At 60.9% G+C, this 15,336-nt stretch carries 10 protein-coding genes; 1 reads left to right on the top strand and 9 read right to left on the bottom strand.

Annotated features, from left to right (window positions below; all coding sequences use genetic code 11):
* Positions 1 to 9 precede the first annotated feature (9 nt).
* The 8 genes from hisS to BBB56_RS08335 form a co-directional block, all read right to left on the bottom strand.
* Positions 10 to 1,284 (bottom strand): histidine--tRNA ligase, encoded by a 1,275-nt coding sequence (hisS, locus tag BBB56_RS08300; RefSeq protein ID WP_123800486.1) that lies wholly within the window; start codon positions 1,282 to 1,284, stop codon positions 10 to 12.
* A 101-nt stretch (positions 1,285 to 1,385) separates the two neighbouring features.
* Positions 1,386 to 2,507, bottom strand: coding sequence for a flavodoxin-dependent (E)-4-hydroxy-3-methylbut-2-enyl-diphosphate synthase (ispG, locus tag BBB56_RS08305; RefSeq protein ID WP_123800487.1), 1,122 nt, complete (start codon positions 2,505 to 2,507; stop codon positions 1,386 to 1,388).
* A gap of 37 nt (positions 2,508 to 2,544) precedes the next feature.
* Entirely contained in the window at positions 2,545 to 3,564 is a 1,020-nt protein-coding gene (gene rodZ / locus BBB56_RS08310; protein WP_123800488.1) for a cytoskeleton protein RodZ, read from the bottom strand.
* The gene (pilW, locus tag BBB56_RS08315; protein WP_123800577.1) at positions 3,554 to 4,285 is read right to left on the bottom strand and encodes a type IV pilus biogenesis/stability protein PilW; all 732 of its coding nucleotides are present in this window, start codon (positions 4,283 to 4,285) and stop codon (positions 3,554 to 3,556) included. Before pilW ends, rodZ begins: the two co-directional genes overlap by 11 nt.
* A gap of 88 nt (positions 4,286 to 4,373) precedes the next feature.
* Positions 4,374 to 5,543 (bottom strand): dual-specificity RNA methyltransferase RlmN, encoded by a 1,170-nt coding sequence (gene rlmN / locus BBB56_RS08320; RefSeq protein ID WP_123800489.1) that lies wholly within the window; start codon positions 5,541 to 5,543, stop codon positions 4,374 to 4,376.
* A gap of 184 nt (positions 5,544 to 5,727) precedes the next feature.
* Positions 5,728 to 6,159, bottom strand: a complete 432-nt coding sequence (gene ndk / locus BBB56_RS08325) for a nucleoside-diphosphate kinase (RefSeq protein ID WP_123800490.1) — start codon at positions 6,157 to 6,159, stop codon at positions 5,728 to 5,730.
* A 170-nt stretch (positions 6,160 to 6,329) separates the two neighbouring features.
* Positions 6,330 to 8,654 carry a peptidoglycan glycosyltransferase PbpC gene (gene pbpC / locus BBB56_RS08330; RefSeq protein ID WP_123800491.1) on the bottom strand — a complete coding sequence of 775 codons (2,325 nt, stop codon included), beginning with the start codon at positions 8,652 to 8,654 and terminating at the stop codon, positions 6,330 to 6,332.
* Positions 8,655 to 8,657: 3 nt separating this feature from the next.
* Complete coding sequence (locus BBB56_RS08335; protein WP_123800492.1) at positions 8,658 to 13,541, bottom strand: alpha-2-macroglobulin family protein; 4,884 nt, start codon at positions 13,539 to 13,541, stop codon at positions 8,658 to 8,660.
* Positions 13,542 to 13,682: 141 nt separating this feature from the next.
* Here BBB56_RS08335 and sseA point away from each other — a divergent pair, with 141 nt between their 5' ends.
* Positions 13,683 to 14,525 (top strand): 3-mercaptopyruvate sulfurtransferase, encoded by an 843-nt coding sequence (gene sseA, locus BBB56_RS08340; RefSeq protein ID WP_123800493.1) that lies wholly within the window; start codon positions 13,683 to 13,685, stop codon positions 14,523 to 14,525.
* Between the two features lie 27 nt (positions 14,526 to 14,552).
* On the opposite strand, the gene sseB is transcribed toward sseA, so the two are convergent.
* Complete coding sequence (gene sseB / locus BBB56_RS08345; protein WP_123800494.1) at positions 14,553 to 15,317, bottom strand: enhanced serine sensitivity protein SseB; 765 nt, start codon at positions 15,315 to 15,317, stop codon at positions 14,553 to 14,555.
* Between the last annotated feature and the right edge of the window lie 19 nt (positions 15,318 to 15,336).

A 15,336-nucleotide genomic window follows, 5' to 3' on the forward strand; every position in this document is an offset into this window, starting at 1 on the left:
GTGCCACGCTTACTGCAACAGCGTGCGCAATGCAGCAGCAGCCTCTGTCTGCGGCAGCGTTTGTTGATCGCCGCTGCGCAAATCTTTGATTACGACCTGACCCGCCTTAACTTCGTCCTCGCCGACAACCAGCGCAATGCGAGCGCCCCATTTGTCAGCGCGCGCAAACTGTTTCTTAAAGTTGCCGCCGCCGAAGTTTGTCATCAGCTTCAGTTCCGGCGCTTCGTCGCGCAATGTTTCCGCCAGCTGCATAGCAGCAGACTGAACACCCTGGCCCGAAGCGATAACATAGACATCAACAACGCGCGTCGGTTCAAATTCAGGATTCACGGCCTGAACCAGCAGCACCAGACGCTCCATGCCCATTGCAAAACCCACGGCTGGCGTTGCGCGGCCGCCCAGCTGCTCGACCAGACCGTCGTAACGTCCGCCGCCGCACACCGTGCCCTGCGCGCCGAGGCTCTCGGTCACCCACTCAAAAACGGTGCGGTTATAGTAGTCGAGACCGCGCACCAGGCGCTGATTGACGGTATAGGCGATGCCTGCGTCGTCCAGCAGAGCGCACAGCCCCTGAAAATGCTCGCGAGATTCGCTGTCGAGATGATCCATCAGCTGCGGCGCATCGTTGAGTAGCGTCTGTACTTCGGGATTTTTACTGTCCAGCACGCGCAGCGGGTTGCTGTACATACGGCGCTTGCTGTCTTCGTCCAGCGTCTCTTTATGCTGCTCAAGGAAGGCCACCAGCGCTTCGCGATAGTTAGCGCGCGCCTCAAGCGAGCCGATAGAGTTAAGCTCCAGGCGCACGTGATCGGCGATGCCCAGCGCTTTCCACCAGCGCGCGGTCAGCATAATCAGCTCGGCGTCGACATCCGGGCCTTGCAGACCAAAGACTTCAGCGCCCATCTGGTGGAACTGACGATAGCGGCCTTTCTGCGGACGCTCGTAGCGAAACATGGGGCCCATGTACCACAGACGCTGCTCCTGATTGTAGAGCAGCCCATGTTCAATACCGGCGCGCACGCAGCCAGCGGTCCCTTCCGGGCGTAGCGTCAGGCTCTCGCCGTTGCGGTCGTCAAAGGTGTACATCTCTTTTTCAACCACATCGGTCACTTCGCCGATGGCGCGTTTGAAAAGCGGAGTTTGTTCGACGATCGGCATGCGGATTTCGCTGTAGCCGTAGCTGGCCAGCACCTGCTTGAGCGTACCTTCAATCCGTTGCCAGATAGCCGTGTCTGCCGGCAGGTAGTCGTTCATGCCGCGGATAGCTTGAATATTCTTCGCCACGTTAAAATCTCTTAATGCAAAAAAACCTGTCCGGCATCATACCTTATGAGGATGAAACCGCACAGGTTCATTAAACAAAGTCGCGCTGGGCGCGCTGACGCTTAGTTTTCCAGCTGCTGTACGTTGATACGTCGATTTTCATCCAACATGGTCGCCTTAGCGCGAATGCGTGCCTCAAGCTGGTCGATCATATCGTCGTTATCGAGACGGTCGCGCTGACGCACGCCATCTTCGTAAAAGCCGCTTTTTTTGTTGCCGCCGGTGACGCCCAGCGTCGATACCGTGGCTTCGCCGGGACCATTTACTACGCAGCCGATGATAGAGACGTCCATTGGCGTAATAATGTCTTCCAGACGCTGCTCAAGCGCATTTACCGTGCCGATGACGTCGAACTCCTGGCGTGAGCAGGTCGGGCAGGCGATAAAGTTGATGCCGCGCGAGCGAATGCGCAGCGACTTCAAAATATCAAAGCCCACTTTGACCTCTTCGACCGGATCGGCTGCCAGCGAGATGCGCAGCGTATCGCCAATCCCTTCAGACAGCAGCAGGCCGAGACCAATGGCCGATTTCACCGCGCCCGCGCGCGCGCCGCCCGCTTCGGTGATGCCGAGGTGCAGCGGCTGATCGATCTGCTTCGCCAGCAGGCGATAGGATTCTACGGCCAGAAAAACGTCTGAAGCTTTTACGCTGACTTTGAACTGGTCGAAGTTAAGGCGATCGAGGTGATCGACGTGACGCATAGCCGATTCCAGCAGCGCCTGCGGCGTCGGCTCGCCATATTTTTCCTGCAAATCTTTTTCCAGCGAACCGGCATTGACGCCGATACGGATCGGAATATTGTGATCGCGCGCGCAGTCCACGACCTGGCGGATACGTTCGTTGTTGCCGATATTGCCTGGATTGATACGCAGGCAGTCGACGCCGTATTCGGCGACCTTGAGCGCGATGCGATAGTCAAAGTGAATGTCAGCCACCAGCGGCACGTTCACGCGCTGCTTGATGAGCTTAAAGGCTTCCGCGGCGTCCATGGTTGGCACAGAGACGCGAACAATATCCACGCCGACGCGCTCAAGCGCTTTAATCTGGTTAACCGTGGCTTCCACATCGGTTGTGCGGGTATTGGTCATCGACTGGACGGCGATAGGCGCGCCGTCGCCGACAGGCACCTTGCCGACATAAATCCGGGTTGATTTACGACGGATTATGGGTGCTTCGTTATGCATATTCTTTCTCCACAATTGCCCTGGGCGCGATGCAGCGTTATTGCGCACCCAACGTCAGGCGAGCAACCTGGTTATTACGGATAAATCGACTTAAATCAACTGGCTGGTTCTGATATTGCACCTGTACCGCCGCCGGTGCGCCAATTTTCAGACGATAGGGCGCGGTTCCGGACAGGCTGAGTTTACCACCGCTGCGTTGCATTCCGCTGAACAGTTTCTTACCGGTGGCGTCAGACACCTCCAGCCAGCAGTCAGCGTTAAAGTTCATTACGATGGTATTGGGATCGGCCGCCGCTTCGCCAACGGCAGCGCCGCTGGTTGGCAGCTGACCCGCTGTGGCTGACGGGCTGGCGGCGTTATCAACCGGCGCCTGGCTCGGTGACACCACCGCATTACCGTTGCTGGTCGAGGTTGCGGCTGGCGCGGCGCTGCTGTCAGCGCTTTGCGCCGGAGCGGCGGCGCTGGATGGCTGGCTGGCGGCAGGCGCTTCCGCGCTGGCCGCCGGGCTGTTGGTCTCATCCGGCGCGGCAGGCGCGGCGGATCCGTCGCTGGCGTCATTACTGCCGCCGTCCAGCGGAATTGACTGACTATTGTCGCCGCTGCTGCCGTTTTGATCGGCCATAGAGACCAGATCGTCCTGGGAGGCTTTATGATTTTGCCACCACCATGCGCCGGTCAGACCCACCACCACAAACAGCACCAGCCAGGTAAAAATCATTAACCAGCCGTCGCGTTTTTTGCGGCGCTTACCGAGCGAGAAGTGCTGCATCGGCTCGATTTTTGCCGCGCGCACCGGCGTCTGCTTCGCCATCATCGGCAGCAGTTCCTCTTCCGGAATGTGCACCAGACGCGCATAGGAGCGAATGTATCCACGCAAAAAGGTCGACGCCAGATCGGCAGGCGATTTGTCCTCTTCGATATCACGTACGGTAGAGAGTTTCAGGCAGAGGCGTTCAGCCACGTTTTGCTGAGTCAGCCCCATTTTCTCACGGGCCAGACGCAGGCGTTCACCTGTGGAATGTACTACAGAGTTGTCTTGAGTGGCTTCAGTATTCATTAGCTAAATAACGCTGGTACTGTATCGATTGTGGAAAACTTCGCGCCAACCGGTCGCCATAACGTGTAACGTCAGCAGCGTTTCCCTGTTGCGCGGCGAAACGTATCTGTAACTCTAAGCTGCGCGCCGTAGCAGGCAGATATTGCTGATAAAGCTCAGTTAACAGTAAAGCACGCGCCGGATAGAGTACACGCTGTTTTTCCGCCTCATCCAGCAGCGCCTCGCCTTTCGCGCGATTCGCTGCAAGCGCCTGGCTGAGCGCCGCTCGCGCGGCCTGCGCATCGTCTGCCTGAAGATAACAATATCCTGACAGCTCCCACGCATCGGTGCGGGCCTCGCTTTCCGACGCATCCATCGCCCGCTTAAACTGTTGATGCGCTTCGTCATACTGCCCTAAAGCGCAAAGAAACGCACCGTAATTGTTAGCAATATAGCCGTTTGTCGGCGCCAGCTGCTGCGCCCGCTGATAGAGACGCGCGGCCTCGGCGCGATTGCCCTGTTTTTCAGCCAGTCGCGCCAGCGCCAGCGGCATACGGTAGTCGCGCGGCGCGGCGGCCTCGGCCCGGCGCAGATTGCGGCTCGCGGCGGCAACATCGCCAGCCGCCAGATAGTGCATTCCCAGCGCCAGACGCGTCTCCGCCGCTCCCGAATACGGGTTGCGGCTGACACAACCGGTTACAACAATCAGCGCCAGTAAACTGGCCGGTAATCCTTTACCCATCATTTCTCCTGGTCATGCCATTTATTACTATTGCATAGCAGCAGCCTGCCATGCATCACGACCAGGTAAAACGTTGCGATGCCCTGTTTCAGAGCGCCTTCACAGATATGGCTTCGCCTGCCATTTTTTTACGCATCGTGCGTCGGGTGCGGTCGATCACTTCACCCGCCAGCTGACCACAGGCGGCATCGATGTCGTCACCGCGCGTTTTACGCACGATCGTGGTAAATCCGTATTCCATCAACACTTTAGCGAATCGGTCAACCCGGCTGTTGGAGCTGCGGCCATAAGGCGCGCCGGGGAAGGGGTTCCACGGAATCAGGTTGATTTTGCTCGGCGTATCTTTCAGCAGCGCCGCCAGCTCATGCGCATCGTCCGTGCTGTCATTGACATGGTCCAGCATCACATACTCGATAGTGACGCGTCCCTGATTGGCATTCGATTTCGCCAGATAGCGCTTCACCGCGCCAAGGAACATCTCAATATTGTACTTCTTGTTAATCGGCACGATGTCATCGCGCAGCTTGTCGTTCGGCGCGTGCAGCGAAATGGCCAGAGCGACGTCAATCATATCGCCCAGCTTGTCCAGCGCAGGCACGACGCCTGAGGTTGACAGCGTCACGCGACGTTTAGACAGGCCGAAACCGAAATCATCCAGCATGATTTCCATTGCCGGCACCACGTTATTGAGATTGAGCAGCGGTTCGCCCATGCCCATCATCACCACGTTGGTGATAGGACGCTGGCCAGTGACTTTAGCCGCGCCGATAATTTTCGCCGCGCGCCACACCTGACCAATGATCTCAGACACGCGCAGGTTGCGGTTAAAGCCCTGCTGCGCCGTCGAACAGAACTTACACTCCAGCGCGCAGCCCACCTGCGACGACACGCAGAGCGTGGCGCGATCGTCTTCCGGAATATAAACGGTTTCGACCAGCTGGTCGCCAACGCGAATCGCCCATTTAATGGTGCCGTCGCTGGAGCGCATCTCTTCCGCCACTTCCGGCGCGCGGATTTCCGCGATCTGGCTCAGCTTCGCGCGCAGCACCTTATTAATGTCGGTCATCTGCTCGAAATCATCGCAGCAGTAGTGATACATCCACTTCATGACCTGATCGGCGCGGAAAGGCTTTTCGCCCATTGAGAGAAAGAGTTCACGCATCTGCTGACGGTTAAGATCCAGCAGGTTAATTTTTTCGCTTTTAGGGGCGACAACCAGGGGGGAAGCGGACGACGGCGTCACAATCTGTTCGGACATAATGTTCTCTGGCCTCGTTATTACACGTTATGGCTCTGGTTAAGGATAGAAAAAAATACGCCCTTGCCGAGGCTAGCTCAACAAGGGCGCAACATTGTACAACATCTGCGGTATGTTGCCAGGGTAGACGTCGGCGCATTACGTAGAAATTTGTAAAGCGCGCGATCCGGCTGGCGTCAGCCCATTAACGGGTGCGCGGGCAGATCTCGTTTTCGCCGAAGAAGTAGGCGATTTCACGCGCGGCAGACTCAGCAGAGTCAGAACCGTGGGTCGCGTTTTCAGTAAAGCTGTCTGCGTAGTCAGCGCGCAGGGTGCCGGCCAGCGCGTTCGCCGGGTTGGTTGCGCCCATCAGATCGCGGTGACGCTGAACGGCATTTTCGCCTTCCAGTACAGATACCACAACCGGACCAGAAGTCATGAACTCAACCAGGCCGTCGAAGAACGGTTTGCCCTGGTGCTCAGCGTAGAAACCTTCTGCCTGCTCTTTGCTCAGATGCAGCATTTTAGCGCCCACGATTTTGAAGCCTGCGCTTTCAAAACGGTTGTAGATGGCGCCAATTACGTTTTTAGCAACGGCGTTAGGTTTAATGATGGAGAAGGTACGTTCGATTGCCATGTTGACCTCTGTCTTTAGCATCCTGAAGAAACCGGGAACCCGCTCCCGGTAAGAAAACGCGCCGATTATAGGGAGATCGACGGGCGTTGCCTATTGGCTAACGCATGATTTATGGAAAATTATTGATTTTCATCGGTGCAGGCAGGCAAAAAATGTGCATCAGAGCAAATTCAGCTGCGGGTAAACGCAATCGTGCTTAGCTGCCCGGCTTCATCCATCACCACCAGCTGATAGCGCCCGGCATCGCGCAGCACTAACTGCGCGCGATCATTGTCGACGTCCTGCTCGACCGGCTCCCCGTTTAAAAACCACCAGCGACGCCCGCCCTGCCCGCCCTGCACCGCCACCGATAAAACCAGCACCGCTTTGCCCGGCACAGGCTGAAGGCGTTGCCCTTCTGTTACGCCGGTGATCACCAGCGGCGCCGCGTTCCCCTGACGCAGCGGCGGACAGGCGGCATCAACCGGCGGCAGACGCTGCGCGCGCCGCTCGGCCTGCGGTAGCCAGGGTTCCAGCGGTAGTGGCCACAACAGCCATTCATGACTTTGCGCGCCGGGACAGTCTGCCGCCACGCGCAATCCCTGCGGATTAAGCCAGCCGCGCAGCCGCAAACCGTTAACGCCCTCCTGCCCCGGCGCGAGCAGCGTTGGCGGTAAGGTCTGATTCAGCACCCAGCTTTGACGACGCTGGCGGCAGTTTTCATCGCCCGCGGGCAGCGGCTGACCGCCCGGCCAGCAGATACTTCTCGCGCTGACCGTCGCGGGACGCGGATCGCGCGGAGTGCCGCTGACGGGCATATGGCCGATCAGCAAACTGGCCACCTGATTCATCACCGGCACCGCCGAGGCGAAGCCGAACTGACCGGCAACCGGCGTCGCGTCGGGTCGGCCTACCCAGACGCCAATAAGATAGCGCGGCGTAATCCCTATTGCCCAGGCGTCGCGGTAGCCATAGCTGGTACCGGTTTTCCACGCCAGCGGCACAATATCCTTTACCGCGCCGCTGGCCGGCGGCTGGGCGTCGCCCGCCATCATGCGCCGCACAATCCAGGCCGCGCCCGGCGACAGCAAAGCGCGCTGTCGCAGCGGCTGATCCGCCAGCCAGCGCAGCTGCGCGGCGCTGCCCTGACGGGCGAAAGCGCTGTAGGCCGCCACCAGCTCATCCATCCGCGCGCCGGTTCCGCCCAGCGCCAGGGACAGATTGGGTTCGCTTCCCGGCGGGAAGCGCAAATGCAGGCCCGTGTTGCGCAGCCGCGCCGTGACGCTTTTCGGTCCCAGCGCGTCCAGCAGCTGCACGGCGGGCAGATTAAGCGATCGCTTCAGCGCCTCGCTGGCGCTGACCGGGCCGTGGAAACCGCTGTCAAAATTACCGGGGCGATAATCGCCGAAGCGGCGCGGCACGTCCTGCAACAGCGATTCGCCGAGGATCAGGCCGTCATCCAGCGCCATACCGTAGATAAAGGGTTTCAGCAGCGATCCCGGCGAGCGGACGCTGGCGATCATATCAACCTGGCCGAACCGGCTGTCGTCGCGGAAGTCCGCCGAGCCAACATAGCCGCGCACTTTCATACTGCTGTGATCGACCACCAGCACCGCCAGCGAGGTGCGCGGCGGCAGCTGCGGTTTAAGCGCCCCGGCAAAATTCTCCAGTTCGCGCTGTAGCGACACATCCAGCGTCGAGACGATTTTATTTTGTTTCGAGAGAGAGAGCAGGCGACGCGACAGCAGCGGCGCAGTCTGAGGCATCTGACGCGGCGGCAGCCAGACCGGCTCCTGAAGAATGTCGTTGACCTCCTGCGCCGACCAGACGTGATTCGCCGCCAGCCGTCGCAGCACCTTATTGCGCGCGGCTTCGGCGCGCTGCGGCCAGCGATCCGGCCGCAGGCGGCTGGGAGCCTGCGGCAGCACCGCCAGCAGCGCGGCCTCGCCTTTCGTCAGCTGCGACGGCGGTTTGCCGAGCCAGATCCAGCTTGCCGCGCCGACGCCCTGCACCGTGCCGCCAAAAGGGGCGCGGTTAAGATACAGCGTCAGGATGTCACGCTTTGACAGATGCCACTCCAGCTGAAGCGCGCGCCATGCCTGCACGACTTTGCCGCGCAGCGTGCGCGGCTGAGGATCGAGCAGGCGCGCCACCTGCATGGTGAGCGTGCTGCCGCCCGAAACAATGGCGCCATCGCGCAGGTTTTGCCCCGCCGCGCGCAGGATAGCGACGGGATTAATGCCGGGATGACGCCAGAACCAGCGATCCTCGTAGTTAAGCAGCGCCTCAAGATACGCCGGGGCGACCTCATCCAGCGTCACCGGATAGCGCCAGACGCCCTGCCTGTCGGCAAAGCGCCACAGCGGCGTGCCATCTTCCGCCACTACCACGCGCGCCGGCTGCACCTCTCGCAGCGGCAGCGGAAACAGCCGATCCAGCCCCAGCAGCCCCAGCGCCAGCGCTAAAAAAACAAGCGGCGGCCAGTGCCACCGCTTTTTCCAGCCTGTCAGACTCATGACTTAGCGCACACTGAGTGTTTCTGGCGTTACGCCTACGGCGCGCCACTCAGGTACGTACATCGATTCCACCTGCGGCGGCGGCATACGGTAGCTGCCTGGCGTCACCGCGCGCGCCAGATAGAGCAGCGTTTCTGTTTTGTAGCCGCTTAACGCCAGCGCCGCGACGAAACGATCGTCGCGAAATTCGATGTGCCGAATGTCCGCCTGCTGCATATCCATCATGCTCTCTTTTAACGCATCGGCGCTGTCGCCGAGGCTGGCGCTGCTGTCGCTAAGGTTCTGGTTTTCCAGCTCCAGCCCGGCAGGCAGCAGATCCACCACCAGCGCATCGCTGACGCGTTTGCTGGCGGAGACTTTCAGCCGGACCACCAGCAGCTGACCGCTGCTGAGATTGTTGAGATCCGCAGGCTTACCGTCGAGCGTGAAGTAGTCGCGGGTGATGTCCAGCACATTGTGCATCGGCGACGGCGCAGCGAGCGGATAGCCGGTCACGTTCAGCGCGCCATACAGCGTGGTCTGACTATTGTTCGTCAGCGTCACGCCACGCTGAAGCAGGTTTTCGCTCACTCCCAGGGTAAGCAGCCCACGTCCTTGCAGCGACTGCGTTTCGCCTGCCAGCGACGCCTGCCAGACCTCGCCCTGATGCTGCTGCAACGTGCGGCCCGCCAGAAACAGCGCGTTGTTTTCCTGCGTGGAGAACCAGCGCTGTCCGCGCGCCTCTTTCGCCAGATCGATCATCAGCGCGCTCTGAAGTTCAGGCATCAGCTGATTTTCCGCCAGCAGCGACAGGATCAGCGCCCGATCGCGTAACGGGCTGCCGTAGTCGCCCAGCCAGTCGGAGGAGTGACGCGTCAGGCTTACGCCCTGCGCCAGCGCCAGCTGAGCGCGCTGCGGATCGCCCATCAGCTTCAGCGCCACGCCGAGCTGCACCAGCGCCAGGCCCGACTTCGCTTTGTCGCGCTTTTCATAGAGCGCGCGCAGCGCGCCCAGCGGGGCCTGCTGCTGACGCGCCAGCACCATACCCGCATAAGCCTGCACGCTAAAGCGTAAAGCCTCTTCGTCGCTGCTCCAGCGCGTTTCAATCTGCGCCGGATCTTGCAGGTAGCGCAGCAGGCGCTCAGCGGCGCGAGGGATAACCTCCTGCGGCACGCTGTAGCCCGCCTCGCTGGCGCGCAGCAGGAAATCGGTGACGTAGGCGGTAAGCCAGAACTCCTCTTCGCTCTCTTTGCTCCATAAGCCAAAGCTGCCGTTGCCGCGCTGCATGCCCGCCAGACGCGCAATGCCGGTGTCCACCGCGGCACGGCGCGCCTCATCGCTGCTGGTTTTAATGCCCATCGCCGTAAGCTGCGCGTGATTAGTGAAAACCGACGGCCAGATGCCGCTGGCGGTCTGCTCCAGACAACCATAGGGATACGCGTAAAGCTCGCTGATATAGCGGGCGATGTTGAGCGGCGGCTGGTTGCTGAGCGACAGCTGACCGCTGAGCGTCTCTGGCTGCAACCCGCTGAAGGCGCTGGCCGCCACCTGCCAGTTCTGCCCGGCCGCTATTTCGCCGTCGACGCTCAGCGTTTGCGCCGGATACGCCGGACGCACGCCAATCTTCCAGCTGCGCTGGCTGTCGGGCAGCGCTTCGCCTGCGACAGCCAGCCCGGCTACCCGCACCTGCACTGCGCCCTCGCCAAAACCGCCCTGCGCTTTTACCGGAATACGCAGCGTGGCGCGCGCGCCTTTTGCCAGATTAACCTGATGCGATGCGTCGCCGCTCAGGGCGATCGGGCCTTGCGCCTGCACGCTGACCTTCAGAGACTGGGGTTGATCGGTGAGATTGGTCAGGTCGAGCGCCAGCAGCGCCCGATCGCCGCTCGCCATAAAGCGCGGGGTCGCCAGCTCGCTGATCAGCGGCGCGGCCACCACGACGTTGCGTTCAGCCACGCCGAAACTGTCGGCGCTCCACGCCTGCGCCATCAGCCGCAGTTCGCCGTTAAACTGCGGGATCGGCAGCTCCAGCGTGCCCTCCCCGTTTGTATCCAGCGTGACCGGCTGAAGCTGCTGCGCCACAATGTTGACCTCAGTCAGGGGTTTTCTGCCGCCGCGCGAACCGGCATCCTCGCCATCTCCGCCGAAGCGCAGCGCCGCCAGCCGACCTCCGCCCTCAATCAGCTGACCAAATACGTCATACTGATCGGCGTTGTAGCGCTTACGGCCAAAGAATCCTTCCCAGGGATCGGGAGTTTTATAGTCGTTAATGCTCAGTACGCCGCTATCCACCGCCGACAGCAGCAGCTGGATCTGCGCAGGCAGTTTGCCGCCGACGGCGCTGGCTTTTACCTTTACCTTCAGCGTCTGTTCCGGACGCGTTTTTAGCGGCGCGTCCAGCGTAAGATCAATGCGCCGCGCATCGGTTGCCATCGGCAGATGCAGCAGACCGACGGCGCGCTTCGGCGTCGTGCCGCTGGCTTTGTCGCCGTCGCGAACCACAATCGCGCTAAGGTAGAGATCGTGCCGCTTCCAGCTCGCATCCAGCGGGACATCCAGGGCGAGGCCGCCTGCGGGAACGCTGATCGGCTGCCACCACAGCGTGCCGCTGCTCGACTCCACCATCAAATAGCCTTTACCCGCCGCCGGGGATTCCACCTGAATATGGGCCGTGTCGCCGGGCTGATAGGCCGCTTTGTCGAGTTTGAGCTTTACCTGATCGGGCCGCAGCGCGCCGGTGCCGTTGGTGTTGTCTTCCCACCAGTAGCCCGCGCGAAAGCGAACGCTTGAGACGATCTTATCGCCGGCCTGAACTTCCAGCCGGTAGGATCCCCATTCCACCGGAAAGCTCACCTTCCGGCTCTGTCCCGCCTCTAGCGTGATGCGCTGCTCGTCCTCTTGCAGATCTTTCTCGTCATGACGCATCTGCCAGCCTTCGCTGTCAGAGAAACTCCAGTAGTAGTCACGCCGCTCGCGGATCAAACGCACCGCCAGATCCTGCGCGGCCAGCTTATCGCCTTTGCTGTTGGCGTAGACAATATCGAAGTCGGCTACGCTGTTTTCCGGCACCGTGGGCTGTTGGGTATAGCGATCGTAGCGGTCGTCATACACCGACTCGCTTTTAAACAGCGGACGGATGCCGGGCAGCGCAGGCGCGGGCCAGATCGCCTGGGCGACGCGACGCGTAACCGGTCGGCCGCCGGTCTCCAGCAGGCTTGCCTGAAAGATCAGATTCAGCGGCGAATGCGTCTGCGCCCACTCGCTCTCTACCGTTAGCTGGAGCCTGCCGTCGCTGTCGAGCGTGTCGTCAATATCATCCAGATTACGCTTAACATCCTCTTCCATGATGTCGCCGAACTGATAGCCTGGCAGCGCGGCGACCGCTTCGCGCGCCGGTCGCAGCATCAGCTGTCCCTGGAGTTCGTTGCCCGCCGCAGGCGCGCCGTAGAGATAGCGGCCCTCAACAGAGAATACGACGTCGGCATCCGGCGACAGCGGCGCGGCGCTGTTTTGCAACCTCAGGGCCATACGCTCCGGCAGAAAATCTTCAACGTGGAATGTCCAGCTGCGCGGCTGGCTGTCGCCGCTATTGAGGCGCAGCGTCCAGTCCCCGGTCATCGCCGAAGAGGGCAGCGGAAATCGCTGCTGGTAAAAACCGTTTTCCGGCTGCCAGACAAAGGTCTGGGTTACTTCGCCGTTGGGCTGCACTACCTCAGCCTTAAGGGGCTGCGCGGGCAGAGGCTTGCCGTCGGCGTCGCGGAGCAGCGCGTTGACGATAACTGTTTCGCCAGGACGATAGAGCGTGCGCGGACCGAAAACGAATAGCTGCTTGTCGTAGCCCTGCGGACCGGCGATGGGAAATTCAGCCAGATCCAGCGCAGGAAGGTTGAGGTCGATCAGCGACGTCTGTTCTTTTTGCGTAGCGAGCAGCAGCTTACCTTTCGCCTGAGCGGCCAGGCGCAGGTAGCCGTTGCTATCGCTGATGCCGCTGGCGAGCGTCCGCCCCTTCTCGTCCAGCAGCTGCACCTTAACGTCAGAGAGCGGCGCGCCACTGGCCAGGCTTTGCGTAAAGAGCGTCATCTCGTCAGGGAAACGGTGGAGCGACAGCCCAATATCGCTCAGGGTAAAGAGCGTAGCGGGCAGCGTGTACTGGTAGGTTCCCGCCTGTTTCATCACCGCCAGATAGACGCCCGGCTGTTTCAGCTGAGCAACCTCATCCAGCGGCAACTGCAATTTTTCACGGGTGTTGCGCGCCGGATTAAGATCGAAACGCCCGCTATAGACCAGATCGGCGTTGTTAAGCAGCTCGCGCGATGACCAGTACGCCAGATTGTTGCCGTAGTTCCACTGGGCGAGAAAATCATTCATCGCGCTATTTTTTACGCGGAAAAAATCGACGTCGACGCGCGCAACGTTAAGCGCCAGCACCGGAAGGCCCTGGGTCAGACGCAGCGGCAGCAGCGATCCACGGCTGGCGAAGCCCACCATCGGCTGAATATCGCGCGTGGTCAGCGACTGGCTAAAAGGCGCAGACAGGGTTGCGCCGCTGGCGGCGCGCAGCCCGGCGTCGACGCTGACCGTCAGCTTGCGCGACGGCTCCGGGTGACGAAAACGCAGCGATTTGCCGTTCTGCGCCAGCTCCCAGCCGCCGTCCACCTTGCCGCTCTTGTCGTCGAGCAGCTTTACGCGCGCGGCAAAATCCTGTTTATCGTCAAGCGGGGTGTTAAAAGTGAGCACCAGCGCGGCCGCGCCGTCCAGCTGAAGCTCTGAAAAATCGATGATGGTGAGCGCCTTTGCAGCCTGTTGCGTTGCCGCCGGCGTTTCAGCGCTGAGCGCGCCCGTTGCGCCGCTCAGCAGCGCCGCGCCCAGCAACATGCCGCGCAGCAGACGTTTTACTGCTCTTGCCATGGTAGATCCCTCACCAGTTACAGAAGAGTTAATTTCGCTGCGCAATTTCACCGCAAACCCACCATTTTAGCAATGCCGCCCTTGAGATAGCGCGCACATTCCCCGACACTGAGCCTTTCCCGATGATAAGAAGAGGTTGCTATGACAGCCATATTTGTCTCCGCTGACTGGTTACATGAACACTACGCCGAGGAGAGCGTGCAGGTGCTGGATGCCCGCATGCTGCCGCCAGGCCAGGAGGCCGTGCGCGACATCACGGCAGAATATCTGGCAGGCCACCTGCCGGACGCGCCGTTCTTCGATATTGAAGCGCTTTCCGATCACAGCAGCCCTTATCCACATATGATGCCGCGCGCCGAACGCTTCGCCGTGGCGATGCGCGAGCTGGGCGTTCACAGCGAGAAACATCTGGTGGTGTATGACGAGGGCAGCCTCTTTTCTGCGCCGCGCGCCTGGTGGATGCTGCGCGCCTTCGGCGTAGAGCAGGTGTCGATTCTGTCTGGCGGGTTGCAGGGCTGGAAAGCCGCGGGTCTGCCGCTGGCGACCGGCCCGGTGACGCAGCCGGAGGGCGAATTTGACGCGATCTACGACGAGACGCAGGTCAAACGTCTGACTGACGTGCTGTTGATCAGCCATGAGGGCGGCGCCCAGATCGTTGATGCGCGCGCGGCGAACCGCTTCAAGGCCGAGGTGGATGAGCCGCGCCCAGGCCTGCATCGCGGGCATATTCCCCACAGCCTTAACGTGCCCTGGAACGATCTGGTGGCCAACGGGACCTTAAAACCCGAAGCTGAGCTGCGCGCGATTTTCGCCCGCGCGGGCGTCAGGCTGGATGAGCCGGTGGTGGCGAGCTGCGGATCCGGCGTAACGGCGGCGGTGGTGATCCTGGCGCTGACCGCGCTCGGCGCGCGCAACGTAACGCTCTATGACGGTTCATGGGGAGAATGGGGCAGTCGGGACGATCTGCCGATCGAAAAGCCGTGAAAGGGGCGGCAGAGCGCCGCACCCGATTCAGATAATGCGCGGGCTGCCTTTAAAGTCGCGCAGAAAGCTGCCCCAGCGCCGTTCGTAGAATGGCGTGATATGGGCGGTAAAGAAGTGGCTGATGCCCTTCTCATCCGCCACCACTTCGCAGACGTCCACTGGCGCGTCATCCGCCAGCGTATCCATCGCCACGCTACCGGCGGCCTGAATAATCGCTTCGATATCGCTTTCCGCCTCAATGCCGATCAGCAGGTTCGGCTGCTGATCCGCGCTTTCACGGATGCTGGCGATAAAGGCGCGGCGCACCTGCTTATATTTGCTGAACAGCTGCGTCAGCGAGTCGATCATCTGCGCAGGCGGCGCGGCCACCTCTGACAGCAGCAGCGCATGGCCGCCTTCCAGCACGGTTTGCTGGCTCAGCGCATTGCCCTCTTCGCCTAGCAAATGGGCGATCTCCGCCGGGGAGAACTCTTTGCCGGCAGGCAGTTTAGGATTAAGAAACAGCGTTTCGCCGCGCGTCATCTCAAACAGCGTGCGGACCGGCAGCCGCAGATAAGCCTGCTCGCCCGCGATCGCCTCGCTCATCGCCTCCTGCGAGGTAAAAAACGGAATGACGCTGCGGCCATCTTCTTTTTCCCAGTGCTGCAAATCGACCGGCGTGTCTGCGGCGAATTGCGTTTCCGTGCTCTCGCCCGGCACCCAGACGTCGGCGGCCAACAGCAGCTGAAAAAATTCAGGTCGGTGCGCCGGTTCGGTGGCCGCCAGCTTCAGCACCTCTTCAAGACGGTTCATAGTTTGCCTTTCTCAGTCA

It is taken from the genome of Candidatus Pantoea deserta, assembly GCF_003813865.1.
GTDB classification, from domain to species: Bacteria; Pseudomonadota; Gammaproteobacteria; order Enterobacterales; family Enterobacteriaceae; genus Pantoea; species Pantoea deserta.

Coding starts and splice junctions, on each gene's coding strand:
- ispG (WP_123800487.1), bottom strand. CDS start 2,507: ATGCATAACGAAGCACCCATAATCCGTCGTAAATCAACCCGGATTTAT.
- sseB (WP_123800494.1), bottom strand. CDS start 15,317: ATGAACCGTCTTGAAGAGGTGCTGAAGCTGGCGGCCACCGAACCGGCG.
- rlmN (WP_123800489.1), bottom strand. CDS start 5,543: ATGTCCGAACAGATTGTGACGCCGTCGTCCGCTTCCCCCCTGGTTGTC.
- sseA (WP_123800493.1), top strand. CDS start 13,683: ATGACAGCCATATTTGTCTCCGCTGACTGGTTACATGAACACTACGCC.
- pbpC (WP_123800491.1), bottom strand. CDS start 8,654: ATGAGTCTGACAGGCTGGAAAAAGCGGTGGCACTGGCCGCCGCTTGTT.
- BBB56_RS08335 (WP_123800492.1), bottom strand. CDS start 13,541: ATGGCAAGAGCAGTAAAACGTCTGCTGCGCGGCATGTTGCTGGGCGCG.
- rodZ (WP_123800488.1), bottom strand. CDS start 3,564: ATGAATACTGAAGCCACTCAAGACAACTCTGTAGTACATTCCACAGGT.
- pilW (WP_123800577.1), bottom strand. CDS start 4,285: ATGGGTAAAGGATTACCGGCCAGTTTACTGGCGCTGATTGTTGTAACC.
- ndk (WP_123800490.1), bottom strand. CDS start 6,159: ATGGCAATCGAACGTACCTTCTCCATCATTAAACCTAACGCCGTTGCT.